Here is a 17,712-nt window from a genome sequence, read left to right as displayed (position 1 = left end):
TTCCGGTGTCCGTGCGGCGGGCTGGGGTCTACAACCCGTGGTGAGCGGCGAGGGCGGCCGCGACGGCCACCGCGAGCTGGCGATCCGAGCGCTTGCCGGGGAAGTGCGTGAGCTCGGGGTGCGCCGCGACAAATCCGGTGTCGAAGTGGCCGCTGCGGAACACCGGGTGGTCGACGATCGCCAGGTGGAAGGGGATGGTCGTCTTGACGCCGAATACGCCCATATCGCGTAGCGCACGGTTGGCGCGCGCCAGCAGATCATCCCACTCCAGGGCCCAGCAGATCAGCTTGGCGCACATCGAGTCGTAATGCGGCGGGATGGTGTAGCCCGTGTAGATCGCCCCGTCGGTGCGCACGCCGGGTCCTCCCGGGGCGAAGTAGCGGGTGATGCGGCCGAAGCTCGGCAGGAAGTCGTTCTTCGGATCCTCCGCGTTGATGCGGAACTCCATCGCGTAGCCGCGCCGGGTGATGTCGGACTGGGCATAGCGCAGGGGTTCGCCGGCGGCGATGCGCAGCTGCTCCTGCACGATGTCCACCCCGGTGATCATCTCGGTTACCGGATGTTCTACCTGAAGACGGGTGTTCATCTCCATGAAATAAAAGGAATCGTTCGAGTCCATCAGGAACTCGACGGTCCCCGCGTTCTGATAGCCGACGGCCTTCGCGGCCCGCACGGCGAGCTCGCCCAGATGGTCGCGCTGGGCGTCGGTCAACTGCGGCGAGGGCGCGATCTCCACCAGCTTCTGGTGGCGCCGCTGGACCGAGCAGTCGCGCTCGAACAGGTGGATCGCCTGGCCGTGGGTATCGCCCAGGATCTGCACCTCGATATGCCGCGGATTGACCACGGCCCTCTCCAGGAAGATCTCGGTGCTGCCAAAGGCGCGGGTGGCCTCCGAGCGCACGCGTTCGAAGTTGTGCTCCAGGGCGCGCGCATCCTCGCACAGGCGGATCCCGCGTCCGCCGCCGCCGGAGGTGGCCTTCAGCATGACCGGGTAGCCGATGCGCTCGGCGACCTCGAGCGCGGCCGCGACGTCCTCCAGGTTGCCCTCGGAGCCGGGCGTGACCGGCACACCGGCCTCGATCATCGCCCGGCGTGCGGCGACCTTGTCGCCCATGCGGCGGATGACCGTGGCGTCCGGGCCGACCCAGATCAGGTTACGCGCGGCGCAGGCGGCGGCGAAGTCGGGGTTCTCCGAGAGGAAGCCATAGCCCGGGTGGATGGCGTCGCAGCTGGCGGCGCGCGCGACGCTGATCAGCCGGTGAATACTGAGATACCCGCCCATGGAGTCGGGGCCGATGGCGTAGGCCTCGTCCGCCTTCTTTACATGCAGGGCGTGGCGGTCGGCGTCCGTGTACACGGCGACCGAGATGATGCCCAGTTCGCTGCAGGCCCGGATCAGGCGCACGGCGATCTCGCCCCGGTTGGCAATGAGCAGCTTGCGAATCAAACGGAAGGCCCCGGACAGGTCGATGACTTCTCGAGTATCGACGTCGTTCGGGGTGGCTGCAAGTTTCTGTTTCCCTTTGACAGATCGCCCGCGCGCGCGTATATTCCGCGCCCTCGTTCCGGGGAGGCCCGAACGGTTTTCCCAAGAGTTTGTTATGAGTCGTATCCCCGTCTCTCTGGACCCGTGGCAACCGCGTGCCCGGCACCTCGAATTCGAGGGCGACCTGCGTCCCGAAGACCTGCCGCGACTGCGCGCCGACGCGTTGCCGGGACACCCGCTGCGGGTGCACGCGAAGTTCCTGCTGGAACGCGGGACACTGGACGAGATGCGTCTGAGCGGGGTGATCAGCGGCGAGCTGTGGCAGACCTGCCAGCGCTGCCTGCAGCCGCTGGCGTGGGAATTCCGTCTGGAGGCGGATGCGGTGCTGCTGCCGGCGGAGGGCACGCCGGCCGGCATGAGCGAGGATGACGATTTTGTCGAACTCGAGGCCGACGGCCTGTTGCGCCCCGCGGCCTGGATCGAGGAAGAGATCCTGCTGGCGTGGCCGCTGGTTCCGCGCCACGCGGATTGCGAGCCGGCTGCGGCGCCCGAGTTCACCGAGGGCGAACGCGGCGAGAACCCGTTTGCCGTGCTGGAACAACTGAAAAAGGGGGGCGGCCCGGACCGGGACGACCCGTGAAGCGAACGCGGTCGGGGCATTGCCCCCGCCGAACCGTTATACTTGCGCCCGTTTTGATACCGGGCTCACTCCCGTCGCCACGGGAATCTGATCAATCTGGAGATGCATCATGGCTGTTCAGCAACGCCGCAAGACCCGTTCCAAGCGTGACATGCGCCGCTCCCATGACGGGCTGACGGGCGCCACCCTGTCCACCGATCCGACGACCGGCGAGATCCATCGTCGTCACCACGTGACCCCCGATGGCTTCTATCGCGGTCGCCAGGTGATCCAGCAGGACGTCGAAGTCGACGAAGACGAAGATTAAGGTCCGGGTAATGACCGTCCCGGGGCCACGGCTGCGCTTGCACCGTGGCCTTTCCGCGTTTGAATCCGGCTCTGTCCCGGCCGGTCGTCGGACTCGAGCATGACTGCCAGCTTCACCATCGCACTGGACGTGATGGGCGGTGACCACGGCGCCCCCGTCGTACTGCCAGCGGCGCGTCGCGCACTCAAGGTGGCGGATGACTTCCGCCTGCTGCTGGTGGGCGACCAGGACACCATCGAATCGGGCCTCTCAGGCTGGTCGGCCAGTGAACGCGAGCGCGTCGACATCGTGCACGCCAGTCAGGTCGTGGGCATGGAGGAACTGCCGGCCGTGGCGTTGCGCACCAAGCGCGACTCCTCCATGCGCGTGGCCATCGACCAGGTCAAGAACGGCGCGGCCCAGGCCTGTGTCTCCGCCGGCAACACCGGTGGGCTGATGGCCACTGCCCGCTATGTGCTGAAGACCCTTCCCGGTATCGACCGCCCGGCCATTGCCACGGCATTGCCGTCGATGGAAGGGCACACCCACATGCTCGATCTGGGCGCGAATGTGGATGTCGAGGCCGCGCATCTGTACCAGTTCGCGGTGATGGGCTCGGTGCTGGCGAACGCCGTGGATGGCCTGGAGGCCCCGCGCGTGGGCCTGCTCAACATCGGCTCCGAGGCGATCAAGGGCAACGACCGGGTGCGCGAGGCCGGGCGTATGCTGGAAGAATCCAGCCTGAACTACATTGGCTTTGTCGAGGGCAACGATGTCTACTGCGGCGATGTGGACGTGGTCGTCTGCGACGGGTTCGTGGGCAATGTCGCGCTGAAAACCAGCGAGGGCGTGGCCCGGATGATCTCCTCGAACATGAAGGCGGAATTCCGCGCCTCGCTGTATTCGCGCCTGGCCGGACTGTTCGCCCTGCCGGTACTGCGGCGGCTGCGTCATCGCTTCGACCACCGCCGCTACAACGGGGCCTCGCTGCTGGGCCTGCAGGGCGTGGTCATCAAGAGTCACGGAAGTGCCGACGAACTCGCCTTCGAGCATGCGATCCGCATCGCTCGCATCGAGGCCGAGGCGAACATCTCGCGGCGGATCGACAAGCAGCTGGGCCAGCTCCTCGGGCAGGAGAACAGCGAGTGAAGCACGCACGTATCAGCGGCACCGGCAGCTACCTGCCCGAGCGCATCCTGACCAACGCGGAACTGGAGGCGATGGTCGACACCTCGGATGCCTGGATCCGCGAACGCACCGGCATCCGCGAGCGCCACATCGTGGCGGAGAACGAGGTCACCTCGGACCTGGCGCTGAAGGCCGCGGAACGGGCGCTGGATGCCGCCGGCATTCGGGCCGCCGATCTCGACCTGATCCTGGTGGCGACCACGACTCCCGACCAGATCTTCCCCAGCACGGCATGCATCCTGCAGGCCAAGCTGGGCGTGGGCGGCTGCCCGGCGTTCGACATCCAGGCGGTGTGCAGCGGTTTTGTGTACGCGCTGGCGACCGCCGACCGCTTCATGCAGAGCGACGAGATTCGCCATGTGCTGGTGGTCGGGGCCGAGACGCTTTCGCGCATCACCGACTACACCGATCGAGGCAACTGCATCCTGTGGGGTGATGGCGCGGGGGCCGTGGTCCTGTCGCGCTCCCCCGACCCGGGCATTATCTCCACCCACCTGCATGCCGACGGCCATCACAAGGGCCTGCTGGAGGTCCCGGGTGGCGTCTCCCAGCCGAATGACAATCCCGATCTGGAATTCATCCGCATGGAGGGCCGCGCGGTCTTCCGGGTCGCGGTGAACACACTGGACCAGATCGTTGACGAGACTCTGGAATACAACGGCATCGACAAGTCCGAACTGGACTGGCTGGTGCCGCATCAGGCGAATATCCGCATCATCCAGGCGACCGCGAAGAAGCTGAACATGTCCATGGACAACGTGGTGGTCACGGTGGACCGCCACGGCAATACCTCGGCCGCCTCGATCCCGCTGGCGCTGGACACCGCCGTGCGCGATGGCCGCATCAAGCGGGGCGACCTGATCCTGACCGAGGCCTTCGGCGGCGGCTTCACCTGGGGTTCCGCGCTGATCCGGATGTAGCGCACGCATCAGGCTTGGGCGGGGGCTTCGCCTGCAGGCAGGCTCCCACAGGATTCACCCGGCGGTTCGCCGCAAGACGGGAGTCGACGACATGGGGCGCGAGATCGAACGCAAGTTCCTGCTGGCCAGTGATGCCTGGCGCGAAGGCGTGGTGCGCTCGCAGTACATGCGCCAGGGCTACCTGTGTGGCAACGATCGCGCCTCCATCCGCGTGCGGGTGGATGAGGAGGGGGCCAACCTCAACATCAAGAGCGCGACCCTCGGCGTGGAGCGCGACGAATACCAGTACGACATCCCGGTGGACGAGGCGCATCGCCTGCTGGATACCCTTGCCGGACCGCAGGTGGAAAAGACCCGGTACTGGGTGGACGTCCAGGGCTGGGAGTACGAGATCGACGTGTTCGAAGGCGCCAACGCCGGGCTGATCGTCGCGGAACTGGAGCTCCCGAGCAGCGATGCCGAGTTCCCGCGTCCCGAGTGGCTGGGCGACGAGGTCTCGCACGACCCGCGCTACTACAACACCGAATTGGCCCGGAACCCCTACCGCGAGTGGTCGGATGCCTCCTGAACCGGGCGCGATCTTTCGCGCGGACTGCCGCGCCTGTCCGCGCCTGGCGGCCTTCCTCGAGGAGGTTCGCGACAAGCATGCCGACTATCATGCCGCCCCGGTGCCCTCGTTCGGGCCGTTGGATGCGCGGCTGCTGATCGTCGGCCTGGCGCCCGGGATGCATGGCGCCAATGCCACCGGGCGCCCGTTCACCGGCGACTACGCGGGCGTCCTGCTGTACGAGACGCTGCACGAGCACGGCTTCGCCAGCGCGCCGGAGAGTACCAGGGCGGACGATGGCCTGGAGCTGATCGACTGCCGCATCACTAACGCGGTCAAATGCCTGCCGCCGCAGAACAAGCCCACCACGGAGGAAATCCGTACCTGTAACGGCTTCCTCGCGGCCGAGATGACGGCCATGCAGCCGCGGGTGATCCTGGCGCTGGGCAAGATCGCGCACGATGCCATCCTCCGGGCCAAGGGCCTGCCGCTGTCCAGCCTGCGCTTTGGCCACGGTGCCGAGCACGCGCTGGACGCGCACACCCGCCTGGTCGACTCCTACCACTGCTCGCGCTACAACACGCAGACCCGCCGCCTGACCCCGGCGATGTTCAACGAGCTGTTCGCTCGTATCCGCAGCCACCTCGGTTAGCCTTCCGGCCCGGAAGGTCTGCCCGGTGCCCTCAGGGCCTGTGTCCGGGGTGGCCACCCGGATCGCCACGCGCCTGCGGCGCTCGCGATGACGCTGTGCTTCCCCTGTCATTGCGAGGCCCCGCAGGGTCGGTGGCAATCGGTCAGTTTACGGGCAGGGCCGAGCTCCCCGCCTACGGGCAATGGAAATGGCGGCAGAAATGCGCCCGGATCTCATCAACGGTTTGTGCGTTGAGCTTCGCGTATTGATGAGTGATCAAACGGCTACTGAGCGTGAATATCTTGTCGTAGCGAACCCAGCTGGTCTTGGGAAGTGAACCCTCCAGCAACATGTTCGGGTTCACTTCTATTGCATGAGTCTGGTTTGGCGACGAAGTGACGGCGAGCGCAGCGAAATCGCCGAATTGATCGATCTCGGAGAGGACGAGAACAGGCCGGCGTTTTCGAGTGGTCAGGTCCGAAAAGGGAAAGGGGATGGCAACGATAGCTCCCGGCTCAGCGGTCATCCCAGACCTCGTCCTCGGGGTTTTCCCATATCGATCCGAGAGCAGTTTCCTGGGCTTTCTTGATGTCTTCGCCGGGCGTGTCACTCAATCCGTGCTTGGATTCCAGATAACCAATGAAATCCAGCACTTCGCGCGAAAGGGGTTCGGGCAGGCGCTTAACCTCTTCATAGATCTGATCGGCGATGTCCATGGTTCGACCCTCTTGGTGCGCCGCCTCGGCTGGCGGAGTGACATTAGAGATTGGCTTGAAGGATATCCCGAACAGGATCGGTCGCGCACGAGGCCTATGCCGGGCGAGGGGGCAGTTCCGGTATCCTGATGCGATCATGAGTACCCCCGAGACCGGATTCGATCACAAGGCCTTTCTGCAGTCGCTGACGCAGTCCCCCGGCGTGTACCAGATGCTGGATGCGTCGGGGGCGGTGCTGTATGTCGGCAAGGCGCGCAACCTGAAGAGTCGGGTGGCGAGCTATTTCCGTGGCAGCGATGACCGCGGCCCGCGCATCCGCTCGATGGTGCGGCAGATCGCGGATATCCGTGTGGCGGTCACGCACACCGAGGCCGAGGCCCTGCTGCTGGAGGCCAACCTGATCAAGCGCCACCGGCCGCGCTATAACGTGCTGCTGCGGGACGACAAGAGCTACCCCTACATCTACGTGTCCAGCCAGGAGTATCCCCGGCTCGGGTTCCACCGCGGTGCGCGCAAGAAGGGCGTTCGCTACTTCGGGCCGTACCCCTCGGCCGGAGCCGTGCGCGAGAGCCTGGCGCTGCTGCAGAAGCTGTTCCAGGTGCGCCAGTGCGAGGACAGCGTGTTCGCGCATCGTTCCCGCCCCTGCCTGCAATACCAGATCGGGCGCTGCACCGCCCCCTGTGTCGGCTACATCGAGCCGGAGGACTACGCCCGCGACGTGGAGGCTTCGGTCAAGTTCCTCGAGGGCAAGAGCGAGGCGGTGGTCGCGGAATTGATGGAGCGCATGGAGGCGGCCTCCGCGCGCCTGGATTTCGAGCACGCGGCGCGCCTGCGCGACCAGATCGCGCGGTTGCGCCAGATCTCCGAGCAGCAGTTCGTCTCCGGCGGCGAGGGCGATGCCGACGTATTCGCGCTGGCGCAGGAGGCGGGGGCCTGCGCGGTGGAGATCTTCTTCGTGCGCAATGGCCAGAATCTCGGCAACAGCGAGCTGTTCCCCAACGTGCCCGAGGCCACGGATACGGACGAGATCATGGCCGCGGTGCTGGCGCAGTACTACGCGGAACGCGAGCCTCCGGCGCGCATCCTGCTTTCGCACGAGCCGCAGGGTGCGGAGGCACTGGAGGCCTTTCTGGCGGAACGTCGTGGCGGGAAGGTCGCGCTGGCGTGGTCGCTGCGCGGCGAGCGGGCCCGCTGGCTGGACATGGCGCGGCGCAACGCCGAGCTGGCGCTGAAGACCCGCATCGCCAGCCGGGCCGGGCAGACCGCGCGGCTGGATGCCCTGACCGCCGAGCTGGGGCTGGAGGAGGCACCTCGGCGCATGGAGTGCTTCGATATCTCGCACACCGGGGGCGAAGGCACCGTGGCCTCCTGCGTGGTGTTCGGGCCGGAGGGGCCGATCAAGTCGGACTACCGCCGCTTCAATATCGAGGGGATCGAGCCGGGCGACGACTATGCGGCCATGCATCAGGCGCTCAGCCGGCGTTTCGCACGGCTGAAGAAGGGCGAGGGCCAGGAACCGGATATCCTGTTCATCGATGGCGGCAAGGGCCAGGTGACGCAGGCGCTGAATGTGCTCGCGGATCTTGGGCTGGACCACATCAAGGTGGTGGGCGTGGCCAAGGGCGAGGAGCGCAAGCCGGGGATGGAAACCCTGATATTGAGCGGGGTAGAGGCGCCCTCTATACTCCCCGCGCATTCCGGCGCGCTGCATCTGATCCAGCAGATCCGCGACGAGGCCCATCGGTTTGCGATCACCGGACACCGCGCCCGCCGCGCGAAGGCGCGCAAGGAATCGACCCTGGAGGCCATTCCGGGGCTGGGGCCGAAGCGGCGCAGCGCGCTGCTGAAGCACTTCGGCGGCCTGCGGGGCGTCAGCCGGGCCGGGGTCGAGGAGCTGACCAAGGTGCCGGGGATCCATCGACGCCTCGCGCAGTCGATCTACGACCAGTTTCACGAGAGTTAAGGAAACACTGATTAATGTGCACGCTTGCGTTGGCACCTCAGGTTTTCCGAGTCAAGGTGCGGTGCGCAGCCGGTAGTGGTTCTAGCGGCAAGTGCCGCAACGCAGGATCGGGGAACCTGGGGTGCCAACCCCGAAGGGGCTCCGGCGTTGCGGTTCGCTTGTGCAGAATGACTGCACGGCGGTCACTGCGCATTAAACGCACGCAAAAGCGACTCGCGCGCGAGCGTGCACATTAATCAGTGTTTCCTTAAGCTACTGCCATGTTCCCCCAACTGCCCACCTGGCTGACCTGGTCGCGGATCGTAATGATCCCCTTGCTGGTGGCCGCGTTCTACGGCCTGGCGATGCCGCTGGGCGGCGTCCTGGCCGCCATCATCTTCGCCCTGGCGGGGCTGACCGACTGGCTGGATGGCTATCTGGCCCGGCGCTGGAAGGTGACCAGCCGGTTCGGCGCCTTCCTGGACCCGGTCGCGGACAAGCTGATCGTGGCCGCGGCGCTGGTGCTGGTGGTCGATCACAACCCGGGGCTGGGCCTGGCACTGGCCGCGATCGTGATCATCGGGCGCGAGATCGCGATCTCCGCGCTGCGCGAGTGGATGGCGGAGATCGGCGGCAGCGCCAAGGTGGCGGTGTCCTGGGTGGGCAAGGTGAAGACCACGGCCCAGATGGTCGCGATCTTCCTGCTGCTGTGGGCGGAGCCGATCGCCGGGCTCCCCACCTTCGTGATCGGCGAGTGGTTGCTGTATCTGGCCGCGGCGCTCACGCTGGTCTCGATGATCCAGTACATGCTGGCTGCCGCGCGAAGCAACTGACACGCGGCGCAATCCCTTCTAGTCGGCGTCCCTGACGCCACGCGACTAGCGGCGCCCACCGGGCGACCCGGTGCGTTCCGCCGCGCCGGGGTTTGGCGATACACTGCGATGATCGACCACGTGTCGCCCGCGGGAGCGCCTATGCCCGGCCCCCAGCTAGACCTCGACAACATCCAGACGCTGGAGGCGCTTCAGGGGCTGCTTCCCGGCTTCGTCTACCAGCTGCGCAGGGGGCCGGACGGGCGTTTGTCCTATCCCTACGTTGGCGAGCTGGCGGAGCACTGGTTCTGCGTGGACCGAGAGTCACTGAAGGTTGACGGCGCGCCGCTACTGGAATGCATCCATCCGGACGACCGCGAGCGAGTGGTGCGATCCACGATAGCCACCGAGGAACATGGGGCGCACGCGAGCATGGAGTTCCGCATGCGGTGTCGCGGGGGCGGCGAGATGTGGCTGTCCGCCTACGACACCGCACGGCGCCTCGACGATGGCTCCGTGGTCTGGACCGGCTTTGCCACCGAGGTGACCGAGCGCAAGCAACTGGAGGCTTCGCTGCGTCAGAGCGAGGCGAAGTTTCGCGCCTTCGTGGAGACGGCCAGCGACGTCATCTACTCGCTACGCCCCGATGGCGTGCTGAGCTACGTATCGCCCAACTGGACCGAAAACCTGGGGTACCCGATCAGCGATGCCATCGACCACGCCATTGATGAGTACGTCGCGCCGGAGGATCTTCCGGCCTGCTACGCCTTTCTCGAGGGAATCGCCCGTACGGGGCAGAAAGCCTCGGGCATCGAGTATCGAATCCGTCATCAGGATGGGCATTACCGCTGGCACACTAGCAACGTGTCGCCGGTGCTGGACGAGGAGGGTCGCGTGACGGAGTTCCTCGGTATTGCGCGTGACATCACTGATCGCAAGGTAACCGAGGAGCAGATGCAGAGACTGGCTCATTACGACCCGCTCACGGACTTGCCAAATCGCACTCTTTTTTACCAGATCCTTGATCACGAACTGACAGGGGCTCGCCGCGGCGGGCAGCCGGTAGCCCTGATGTTCGTCGACCTCGACGAATTCAAGCCGGTGAATGATCAGTATGGCCACGCGGTTGGGGATCTCCTGTTGCGTGCGGTGGCTCAGCGTCTGGCGGGTGCGATACGCGAAAGCGACGTGGCTGCGCGCATTGCGGGGGACGAGTTCGTGGTGATGCTGCCGCGCTTCCAGTCGGCGCAGGAGAGCCGGGCACAGGCCGCCGTGATTGGCGAGAAGATTCGGGCGGCCCTGGCCGAACCGTTCGACTGCGACGGCGTCGAGGTGCGGATCTCCTGCAGCATCGGGATTGCGCTGTTTCCGCTGGATGCGGCCGACGGACCGGGCTTGTCGCGGGCAGCGGATGCCGCGATGTATGTCGCGAAGAATGCCGGACGCAACCAGGTGGTGGTGTTTGACCGCGCGGTGCATGGCGCCGGGGCGATCGGCTACCGCGGGTATTGACCTGCCGGGAATCTGCGGTAGAATACGCGCCGATAACGAAGAGCGGGAATAGCTCAGCTGGTAGAGCACAACCTTGCCAAGGTTGGGGTCGCGAGTTCGAATCTCGTTTCCCGCTCCAACAGATTCCTGAAACCCCGGTTCCGCCGGGGTTTTCTGTTTCGGCCCGCGCAGATGCCCGTGCGTTCGCGGACCGGAACCCACCCGATACAGGCTGGGTGGCAGAGTGGTTATGCAGCGGACTGCAAATCCGTGTACGCCGGTTCGATTCCGACCCCAGCCTCCATCATTGCAGTAGCTGCAAAAGGCCGCCCCCGGGCGGCCTTTTGCGTGGTCGGGATTGTCCCGCGTGATGACGCCCGGCATGCTCGGGGCACCCCGGGGCGTGCGCGAGGGTCGGCCCGGGAGCCATTCATCAGCGGCGGTCCGTCCGCCCGATCGGGGATCAGGCGATGGACGATCCATCCAGCGGCGGTGCTCATGCCGAAGCGGCACAACTGCAGGCCCGCAAGCGCCTCGTATACCTGGTGGCGCTGGCGGGCGGGGTGGCGATCTTCCTGCTGAGCTGGTCGATCCGCGGTCCCGGTGATCCGTTCCTGGCGTACCTCTATCCGCTCTTTGCCGCACTGCTGGCGGGCCTGTGGTTGACCCTTTGGCGCCGGCCCGACTGGCTCGCGCGGCTGGAGCCCTGGATGCTGGCTCTTGTTGCCGCGATCGTCCTCTCGCGGCTGGCCTGGCATTTTCATGCGGGGGGTTCCCTGGACGACCGTCTTCTGGTCCTGGCCGGCGGGCATTACTGGGCGGTGGGTATCGTGATCCTCGCGGCGTTCGTGATGCTGGATCACCGCGCGGGTCTGCGCGCTGGGTTGGCCATCCTGATCGTTGCGTCGCTCATCGCGCTCGCCGGGGTAATCGGGGAGGCCCTGGACGGTACGCTTGCCACCGAGACGGCGGTCTATCTGTTGCGGGTGCACCTGTTCCTCGGTGTGCTGCTGGTGCTGGCCAGTATTGCCACCTCGATGCGTGACACGGTGAAGGATGCCCTGGTCCGGTCCGAGGCCATGGCGCGGGCCGCGCGCACCGACCCCCTGACCGGACTTGCGAATCGCCGGGCCGCGGAGGCCTTTCTGGACCGCCAGGCCGCGGCCGTGGCGCGTTACGGGCATCCCGTCGCGGTGATCGGCATGGATATCGACCACTTCAAGGCCGTGAACGACGCGCATGGTCACGCCTGTGGCGATGCCGTGATCGAGGGTGTGGCGCGTCGACTGGAGGCCAACCTGCGCGAGCCGGACTTCGTCGCCCGCTGGGGCGGGGAGGAGTTCCTGATCGTGGCGCCGGAGACCTCAGCACACGAGGCGCAGCAGCTGGCCGAGCGCTGCCGGGCGGCCCTGGCTTCCGAGCCGATTGCGGGAGTACCGGTCACCGGTTCGTTCGGGATCACGGTATTCCGCGCGGGGGATACGCTGGACGATGTGCTGGGGCGCGCGGACAACCTGATGTACGCGGCCAAGGCAGCCGGCCGGGATCGCGTGCTGGTGGAATAGGCGCGACTCCGGTGCCGGCGCGCAGCAGGATCAAAGCCGTGGCACTATGCTGGAGGCTATACCGCCCAGGGAGTTCGATTAACGTGTCGGACGAGTATGCAATGCCTCCGGGCGCCGGTCTGACTCGATCCCGTAAACCGGCGCAATGTCGTAGGCCATGGACGGCCCTCGTGGGGGCGGCGGCCGCGTGCTTGCTCGCAATGCTGCCGGCCGGGCAGGCGTTCGCCGAGGCGGAACTGCGGGTAGGCGTGTACGACAACGCGCCCAAGGTCAGCGTGGACGCGCAGGGCGAGGCCGGTGGTCTGTTCGTGCACCTGCTGGACTCCATTGCCCGACGCGAACACTGGCAGATCGAGTATATCCCCTGCGAGTGGGCTCAGTGCCTGCTGGATCTGCGCCAGGGCCGGCTGGACCTAATGCCGGACGTGGCCCTGACCGAGATGCGCGACGAGTTTCTCGACTTTCACCAGATCCCGGTCGTGCAGGGCTGGAGCCAGGTGTACGCCTTCCCGCAATCCGGCTTCAGCAGCCTGGAAGCGCTTGGCTCGCGGCGGCTCGCCGTACTGGAAGGCTCCGTGCAGGAAAGCCATCTGCGACAGGAGCAGATGCGCGATCCGGACCTCGAGTACGAACTGGTCACCTTCACCAGCCTGCCGGCGGTCCTCGCGGCGGTTGGGGAAGGCGAGGCTGTCGCGGCGGTCAGCAACAACTTCTACGGTCGCCAGCATGCCAGGGCCTTCGGCCTGGTGGAGACCCCCATCACCTTCGGCCAGGTGGGCCTTTATTACGCGGCCACGCCGGAGCGGCATGGCGAGGACCTGGCCGTGATCGACGCCTATCTGGAGCAATGGAAGCCCCTGGCGGATTCGCCCTACCAGCGGGCCCTTGCCGAGACCCTGCTGGCGGATGATTCGCCCGGGTTGCCGGGCTGGGTCCGCTGGGCGTTGTTTTCCGCGCTGGGCCTGGTGCTGCTCCTGGCGGTCGCGGGACTGCTGTTGCGCTGGCAGGTGCGTCTACGTACCCGGGAGCTGGCGGCCGCCAACCAGCGGCTGGAGCATGTGATCGACAGCGGCCCGACGGTGATCTATCAGCTCGCCTCCTCGGATCTCACGCCACAGTGGGTGAGTCCCAACATTCAGCGTCTGTTCGGGGTTGATCCGGCTGCCGCGCTGCGCCCCGGCTGGTGGGAACAGCAACTGCACCCCGAGGATCGGGTCGGTGCCCTGCAGGAGAATCAGCGGCTGCTGACCGACGGCGAGGTGGTGCGCGAATTCCGGCTGTTTGATGGCTGGGGCAAGCTGCGCCACGTGCGCGACGAGATGCGGCTGGTCCCCGGCGCGAGCGGTCGGGGCGAGCAGGAAATCGTCGGCGCCTGGACCGATCTGACCGACAGCATCGAGCAGAAGGAGCAGCTGCGCCAGATCTCGCACTTCGATACCCGTACCGGGCTGCCGAACCGAACGCTGCTGCAGGATCGCCTCGGGCACACGGTGGAGCGCGCGATGGCCGATGGCGAGGCGCGCTGGGTGGTGCTGCTGGACCTCGACCGCTTCCGCAACGTCAACGAGACCCTGGGGACCTCGGCGGGCGATACCGTCTTGCAGGGGATCGCGCAACGCCTGGGCCAGACGCTGACACCCCAGGACACCATCGCGCGCGTCGGCGCGGACGAATTCTGCCTGATTGCGGAGACCCCGGAACACGACGGTCTGGAATCCTTCATGCAGACCCTGCTGGATACCCTGCGCGCCCCCTTCGAGACCTCGGGGCGCAGCCTGGTACTCACCGTGAGCGCCGGTGTGGCCCGCTTCCCGGACGACGGCCAGACCCGGGAGGAGCTGCTGACCGCGGCCGAACTGGCCATGCAGGCGGCGCGGGCCCGTGGCGGTGACGGCTGGTGCGCTTACACCCCGGAGATGGGCGCCCTGACGGAGCACCGACTGTTTCTGGAAAACGACCTGCGCCAGGCCATCGCCAACGAGGAATTCGTGCTCCACTTCCAGCCCCAGTTCGACCTCGCCAGTGGCGAGTGTGTGGGGGTGGAGAGCCTGGTCCGCTGGAACCATCCGCGCCGCGGCATGGTATCCCCCGCGGAGTTCATCCCGCTGGCGGAGGAGACGGGGCTGATCGTATCGATCGACCGCTGGGTGCTGGAAGCGGCCTGTCGCCAGCTCGCCATCTGGGACACGGCGGGCCGACACATCCCCATGATGGCCGTGAACCTCTCGGCCCGCGAGCTCCATGACGAGGCGCTGGTTGCGACCGTGCGCGAGACCCTCGAGCGCCACGGCATCGCCCCGGAGCGTCTCGAGGTTGAACTGACCGAGACCATGATCATGGAGGACCCGGAACGGGCCCTGGCGATCCTGCGCCGCCTGGACAGCCTGGGGGTCCGACTGGCCATGGACGACTTCGGCTCCGGCTACTCCAACCTGGCGCACCTGCGCCGCCTGCCGCTGCATCGCCTGAAGGTCGACCAGTCCCTGGTGCGCGACATCGGCCACTCCCGCCACAACGAATCCATCATCCGCGCCATCATCGCACTGGCCGCCGCCCTGGAACTGGACCTGATCGCCGAAGGCGTGGAGGAAGAACCCCAGCGCAGCTTCCTGCTACGCGAAGGCTGCGCCACCGGCCAGGGCTACCTCCTCGGCCGACCCGCCCCCGCCGACCAATTGTTCCAGACCTGACGCGCGGACTGCGCATCGAGCCACAGGCTTCACCTGGCCCGCCCGACCGAAGCGGCAACGCCACGCCATGTAGGAGCGGCCTCGGCCGCGAAGCCCCTGCCCGCGTGAGCATCACCCCGACCCTCTGGGGCGACCCACGGCCCACGATCGAGAGTAGCTGGACCCTCGTGGGTGGCTGCCGCGATTTCGGCGAAATGGAAAAATATTCCATCAAAAACTACCGCTAAGAGATCGAAATCGACCGCTCATGGAAATGTTCGCCACGCGGCTGGAAATCCACATCGGTTCTGGTAGCTTGTGCCTCGGGGCAAGGAAGCCCCAAAAGGGTCGTCCAGGAAGGGAATACGGGGCGGCCCTTTCTCGTTCTACGCCCCGGTAACTCTTGATCCCAATCCTGACATTTCCGTAGTGCTGCAGAACAGGTGAGGTGTCCGCGAGGTTCGTCCGGGTCCGGTGGACGTTCCGGTAATCCTAGCGCTTGTCCCGTACGGTCGCGTTAGAGTCCTGCGTTCGCGAGCGATGGGCGGTCGGAGCCTGCTTGCAGGCGAAGCCCCCGCCCGCGCCGGACCTGCCCAAACTGCCGGGTGCATCAGCGAATCCAGCCTCTGGCAATAAGATACCCGACCGCGCGCCGGTGCTTGGGGAACCAAAAGTAAACTTCCGCCCAGTGTCCTGCGGTCGAATTGGGCCCAGCAACAAAGGACGCAGCATCAAAGTGCGTGTCCTGAGAGAGCGCACCCACCCACCGGTCATCCCGCAAACCGCGAAGCGGTTATCCGGGATCTCGATGATTGGGGCTGCCTCTACGCGGGAGATCCCGGCGCCTGGCTTCGCTCCGGCCGGGATGACATCGCGCAAAAGTGGATGTGCCACCGCGCCAACGAATGGTCGCCAAAGTGGATGTCCCGCAGAACTGAATTCTCGGCAAACTACAGCAGCGTCGCATTAACGCCCATGGGTTCTGCAGCGGCCACGAGCGTCTTGTCGAGGGAGCAAAGTTCCACGCCGTGGTTGTACGCAATGGCCAGGTGAAGTGCGTCGCCCGCGCGCAACCCGGAGGCATGATCGTCGGCGAAGAGGGCAGCGGTGTGGTAATCGATAGACGAGATCGGCAGGGTCGAGAGTGACGATTCCCGCAACGCCGCAAATGCGCCAAGCACGGTCGCCCGTTCCCGGGGTGTCAGGATCTCCATTCGAACCTTCATGGACAAGGCCGCGGAGAACTCCATAAGCGCCCAGTCACTGATGCACAGCGAACCGGCGCCCTGTGCCGCCAGCCAATTCTGCATATCCTCGGTTCGGGGCTCGCGAGTGAGGGCCGCCACCAGGACGCTGGTATCCAGATAGCGCATCAGCAGCGAGCATCATCACGCATACGCCGGATGAAGGTCTCATCGATACTGTTGTGCTGGGTATCCGTGACTGCACGGAGCACATTCGCATCGATCGGCTTCCTGGGTGCGGTGGCGCTGGAAAGGCGTACGACGGCCTTGCCTCGCTTGGTGATGAGAATGGATTCACCTGCAGCAGCACGTTCCGCCAGCTCACTCAGGTGGGCTTTGGCATTCGCCAGGCTAACCGTTGGCTCGGACATCCCGCACTCTCCTGACCATGTAGATGGTCATATCATACCTTCCCGGGAAGCGTAGCGGTAATGGGCGGAGACGAAGTCCGTGTCCCGAAGCAAGGCTACGATCTCCATTCGGGCCGAATTGAGCCAACAATGTGGGTGTCCCGGCGGATGTTGATGGCGCAGAGCGTCTGCGAATCCCGGTCGTTGGCATCTGTATGGCGGTCGACGGTGTCAGGCAGCGCGAGTGGGGAAGAGCTTGCGGGCGGCCCCGATGCCTCGCAGATAGCGGGTCTGGCGCGCGTCGCACCGGGCCGTGATGCGACCCGGTGTCCCCACCACGCTGCCAAATTGCCGCAGCAAGCGGCTGGAGGTGAGGATGAACTGGTCTGGGTCGATTCCCAGACGTACCAGCAAGGGTGGGGTTGCACCATCAATGAAGCCGCGCTTGTCTTCGCGGATCACGCGGCCGGTTGCCTCCACGAGCTGCAGGTAGTCCTCGAACCCAAAGGGCACCGCCGGTTCCGTCCGGCCAGTGGCATCGAATGGCATTAGCGGGGCACCCGGCAGGCGATTCAGGGCCCACTCGGGGTTCAGGGATTCTGCATCCTGTGGATCCGCACGCCACTGATGCCCGACCGCCCTGGCGATTCGGTACGAGCGTCTCATGCACTCTTTCGTTGAATCGGCTGCATCGATCTTCGGTGACCCGCAGGTTTGCGGGTCGTCGTCCATGGCCGACCTGAGGAGCAGGTCGGCCCTCTCGGCAACCGATGTGTAATCCGAACGCTCGGGTGTATCCGCGATCCCGGCCCGGATGGGGTTGAGGTCAACGTAGGCCATGGCGGTCAGGACAGCTTGTTCGTCGAGGAGCGCCTGGCTCTTGAAGCGTCCTTCCCAGAAGCGTCCTGTCACCCCGTCTTCGGCGTTGGCTTGCCGTGCGATCGACTCGTTCAGCACGCGCATGAACCACGAAAGATCAGCCAGACGCGAGCGATATGTCTCCGCCCAAGCGTCCACGAGCTCGATTTCCGCTTGACCGAGCCGTTCCGCATCCGCCAGATACCGCTGCACCAGGGTCGGTCCGGCAAAGAGTTGAGTCCATCGACTCAGGACTTCGTCCCGCCCCAGGCCCTGGACCCGCGTGTCGTCCACCCGGACGACGATGTGAAAGTGGTTGCTCATCACCGCGTAGGCCGCGATGTCGATGGCGAATACCGAAGCGAGT

At 66.0% G+C, this 17,712-nt stretch carries 17 protein-coding genes and 2 tRNA genes; 13 read left to right on the top strand and 6 right to left on the bottom strand.

Going from position 1 to position 17,712, the window contains the following annotated elements:
• Nucleotides 1-28 precede the first annotated feature (28 nt).
• Nucleotides 29-1,447 carry an acetyl-CoA carboxylase biotin carboxylase subunit gene (locus H609_RS0109560; protein WP_018876406.1) on the bottom strand — a complete coding sequence of 473 codons (1,419 nt, stop codon included), beginning with the start codon at nt 1,445-1,447 and terminating at the stop codon, nt 29-31.
• A 154-nt stretch (nt 1,448-1,601) separates the two neighbouring features.
• Between H609_RS0109560 and H609_RS0109555 the strand changes: the two genes are divergently transcribed.
• From H609_RS0109555 to H609_RS0109530, 6 genes are all read left to right on the top strand, one after another.
• The gene (locus tag H609_RS0109555) at nt 1,602-2,126 is read left to right on the top strand and encodes a DUF177 domain-containing protein (protein WP_018876407.1); all 525 of its coding nucleotides are present in this window, start codon (nt 1,602-1,604) and stop codon (nt 2,124-2,126) included.
• 109 nt (nt 2,127-2,235) lie between these two features.
• Complete coding sequence (gene rpmF / locus H609_RS0109550) at nt 2,236-2,433, top strand: 50S ribosomal protein L32 (protein WP_017942094.1); 198 nt, start codon at nt 2,236-2,238, stop codon at nt 2,431-2,433.
• A gap of 99 nt (nt 2,434-2,532) precedes the next feature.
• Nucleotides 2,533-3,561 (top strand): phosphate acyltransferase PlsX, encoded by a 1,029-nt coding sequence (gene plsX / locus H609_RS0109545; protein WP_018876408.1) that lies wholly within the window; start codon nt 2,533-2,535, stop codon nt 3,559-3,561.
• On the top strand, nt 3,558-4,520 hold the full coding sequence (locus H609_RS0109540) for a beta-ketoacyl-ACP synthase III (RefSeq protein ID WP_018866174.1): 963 nt from the start codon (nt 3,558-3,560) through the stop codon (nt 4,518-4,520). Before plsX ends, H609_RS0109540 begins: the two co-directional genes overlap by 4 nt.
• Nucleotides 4,521-4,611: 91 nt before the next feature.
• Nucleotides 4,612-5,088 (top strand): CYTH domain-containing protein, encoded by a 477-nt coding sequence (locus H609_RS0109535; protein ID WP_018880375.1) that lies wholly within the window; start codon nt 4,612-4,614, stop codon nt 5,086-5,088.
• Nucleotides 5,078-5,719 (top strand): uracil-DNA glycosylase, encoded by a 642-nt coding sequence (locus H609_RS0109530; protein ID WP_028484835.1) that lies wholly within the window; start codon nt 5,078-5,080, stop codon nt 5,717-5,719. The genes H609_RS0109535 and H609_RS0109530 overlap by 11 nt, the downstream gene beginning before the upstream one ends.
• A 172-nt stretch (nt 5,720-5,891) precedes the next feature.
• Here the strand turns inward: H609_RS0109530 and H609_RS0109525 are convergent, their stop codons facing one another.
• Both H609_RS0109525 and H609_RS0109520 read right to left on the bottom strand, forming a co-directional pair.
• Entirely contained in the window at nt 5,892-6,224 is a 333-nt protein-coding gene (locus H609_RS0109525) for a type II toxin-antitoxin system PemK/MazF family toxin (protein ID WP_028484834.1), read from the bottom strand.
• The gene (locus H609_RS0109520; protein ID WP_018866178.1) at nt 6,214-6,414 is read right to left on the bottom strand and encodes a DUF2281 domain-containing protein; all 201 of its coding nucleotides are present in this window, start codon (nt 6,412-6,414) and stop codon (nt 6,214-6,216) included. Before H609_RS0109520 ends, H609_RS0109525 begins: the two co-directional genes overlap by 11 nt.
• Before the next feature lie 136 nt (nt 6,415-6,550).
• Here H609_RS0109520 and uvrC point away from each other — a divergent pair, with 136 nt between their 5' ends.
• The 7 genes from uvrC to H609_RS0109485 all read left to right on the top strand — a co-directional run bounded on the left by uvrC (nt 6,551) and on the right by H609_RS0109485 (nt 14,914).
• Nucleotides 6,551-8,377 (top strand): excinuclease ABC subunit UvrC, encoded by a 1,827-nt coding sequence (uvrC, locus tag H609_RS0109515; RefSeq protein ID WP_028484833.1) that lies wholly within the window; start codon nt 6,551-6,553, stop codon nt 8,375-8,377.
• Between the two features lie 260 nt (nt 8,378-8,637).
• The gene (gene pgsA / locus H609_RS0109510; RefSeq protein WP_018882611.1) at nt 8,638-9,189 is read left to right on the top strand and encodes a CDP-diacylglycerol--glycerol-3-phosphate 3-phosphatidyltransferase; all 552 of its coding nucleotides are present in this window, start codon (nt 8,638-8,640) and stop codon (nt 9,187-9,189) included.
• 141 nt (nt 9,190-9,330) lie between these two features.
• A complete protein-coding gene (locus H609_RS0109505) occupies nt 9,331-10,680 on the top strand; it encodes a sensor domain-containing diguanylate cyclase (RefSeq protein WP_028484832.1) in 1,350 nt (449 codons plus the stop codon).
• A gap of 42 nt (nt 10,681-10,722) precedes the next feature.
• Nucleotides 10,723-10,798 (top strand) — tRNA-Gly (locus H609_RS0109500).
• A gap of 91 nt (nt 10,799-10,889) precedes the next feature.
• Nucleotides 10,890-10,963, top strand: a tRNA-Cys gene (locus H609_RS0109495).
• Between the two features lie 166 nt (nt 10,964-11,129).
• A complete protein-coding gene (locus H609_RS0109490; protein WP_018876414.1) occupies nt 11,130-12,224 on the top strand; it encodes a diguanylate cyclase in 1,095 nt (364 codons plus the stop codon).
• 200 nt (nt 12,225-12,424) lie between these two features.
• Complete coding sequence (locus H609_RS0109485) at nt 12,425-14,914, top strand: EAL domain-containing protein (RefSeq protein ID WP_028484831.1); 2,490 nt, start codon at nt 12,425-12,427, stop codon at nt 14,912-14,914.
• 929 nt (nt 14,915-15,843) lie between these two features.
• Here H609_RS0109485 and H609_RS0109480 read toward each other — a convergent pair.
• The 3 genes from H609_RS0109480 to H609_RS0109470 form a co-directional block, all read right to left on the bottom strand.
• Nucleotides 15,844-16,266: a type II toxin-antitoxin system VapC family toxin gene (locus H609_RS0109480; protein ID WP_018877561.1), complete on the bottom strand. Its 423-nt coding sequence runs from the start codon at nt 16,264-16,266 to the stop codon at nt 15,844-15,846.
• Nucleotides 16,266-16,508: a type II toxin-antitoxin system Phd/YefM family antitoxin gene (locus tag H609_RS0109475; RefSeq protein WP_018877560.1), complete on the bottom strand. Its 243-nt coding sequence runs from the start codon at nt 16,506-16,508 to the stop codon at nt 16,266-16,268. The genes H609_RS0109480 and H609_RS0109475 overlap by 1 nt, the downstream gene beginning before the upstream one ends.
• Before the next feature lie 210 nt (nt 16,509-16,718).
• Nucleotides 16,719-17,712, bottom strand: a 994-nt coding sequence (locus H609_RS0109470; protein ID WP_028484830.1) for a hypothetical protein, incomplete at its 5' end; no start/stop codon positions are given.

The organism is Thioalkalivibrio sp. ALE17 (genome assembly GCF_000425605.1).
GTDB lineage: Bacteria > Pseudomonadota > Gammaproteobacteria > Ectothiorhodospirales > Ectothiorhodospiraceae > Thioalkalivibrio.
Note: the sequence above shows the minus strand (reverse complement) of the source record. Positions and strands in the feature narration are given on the sequence as shown.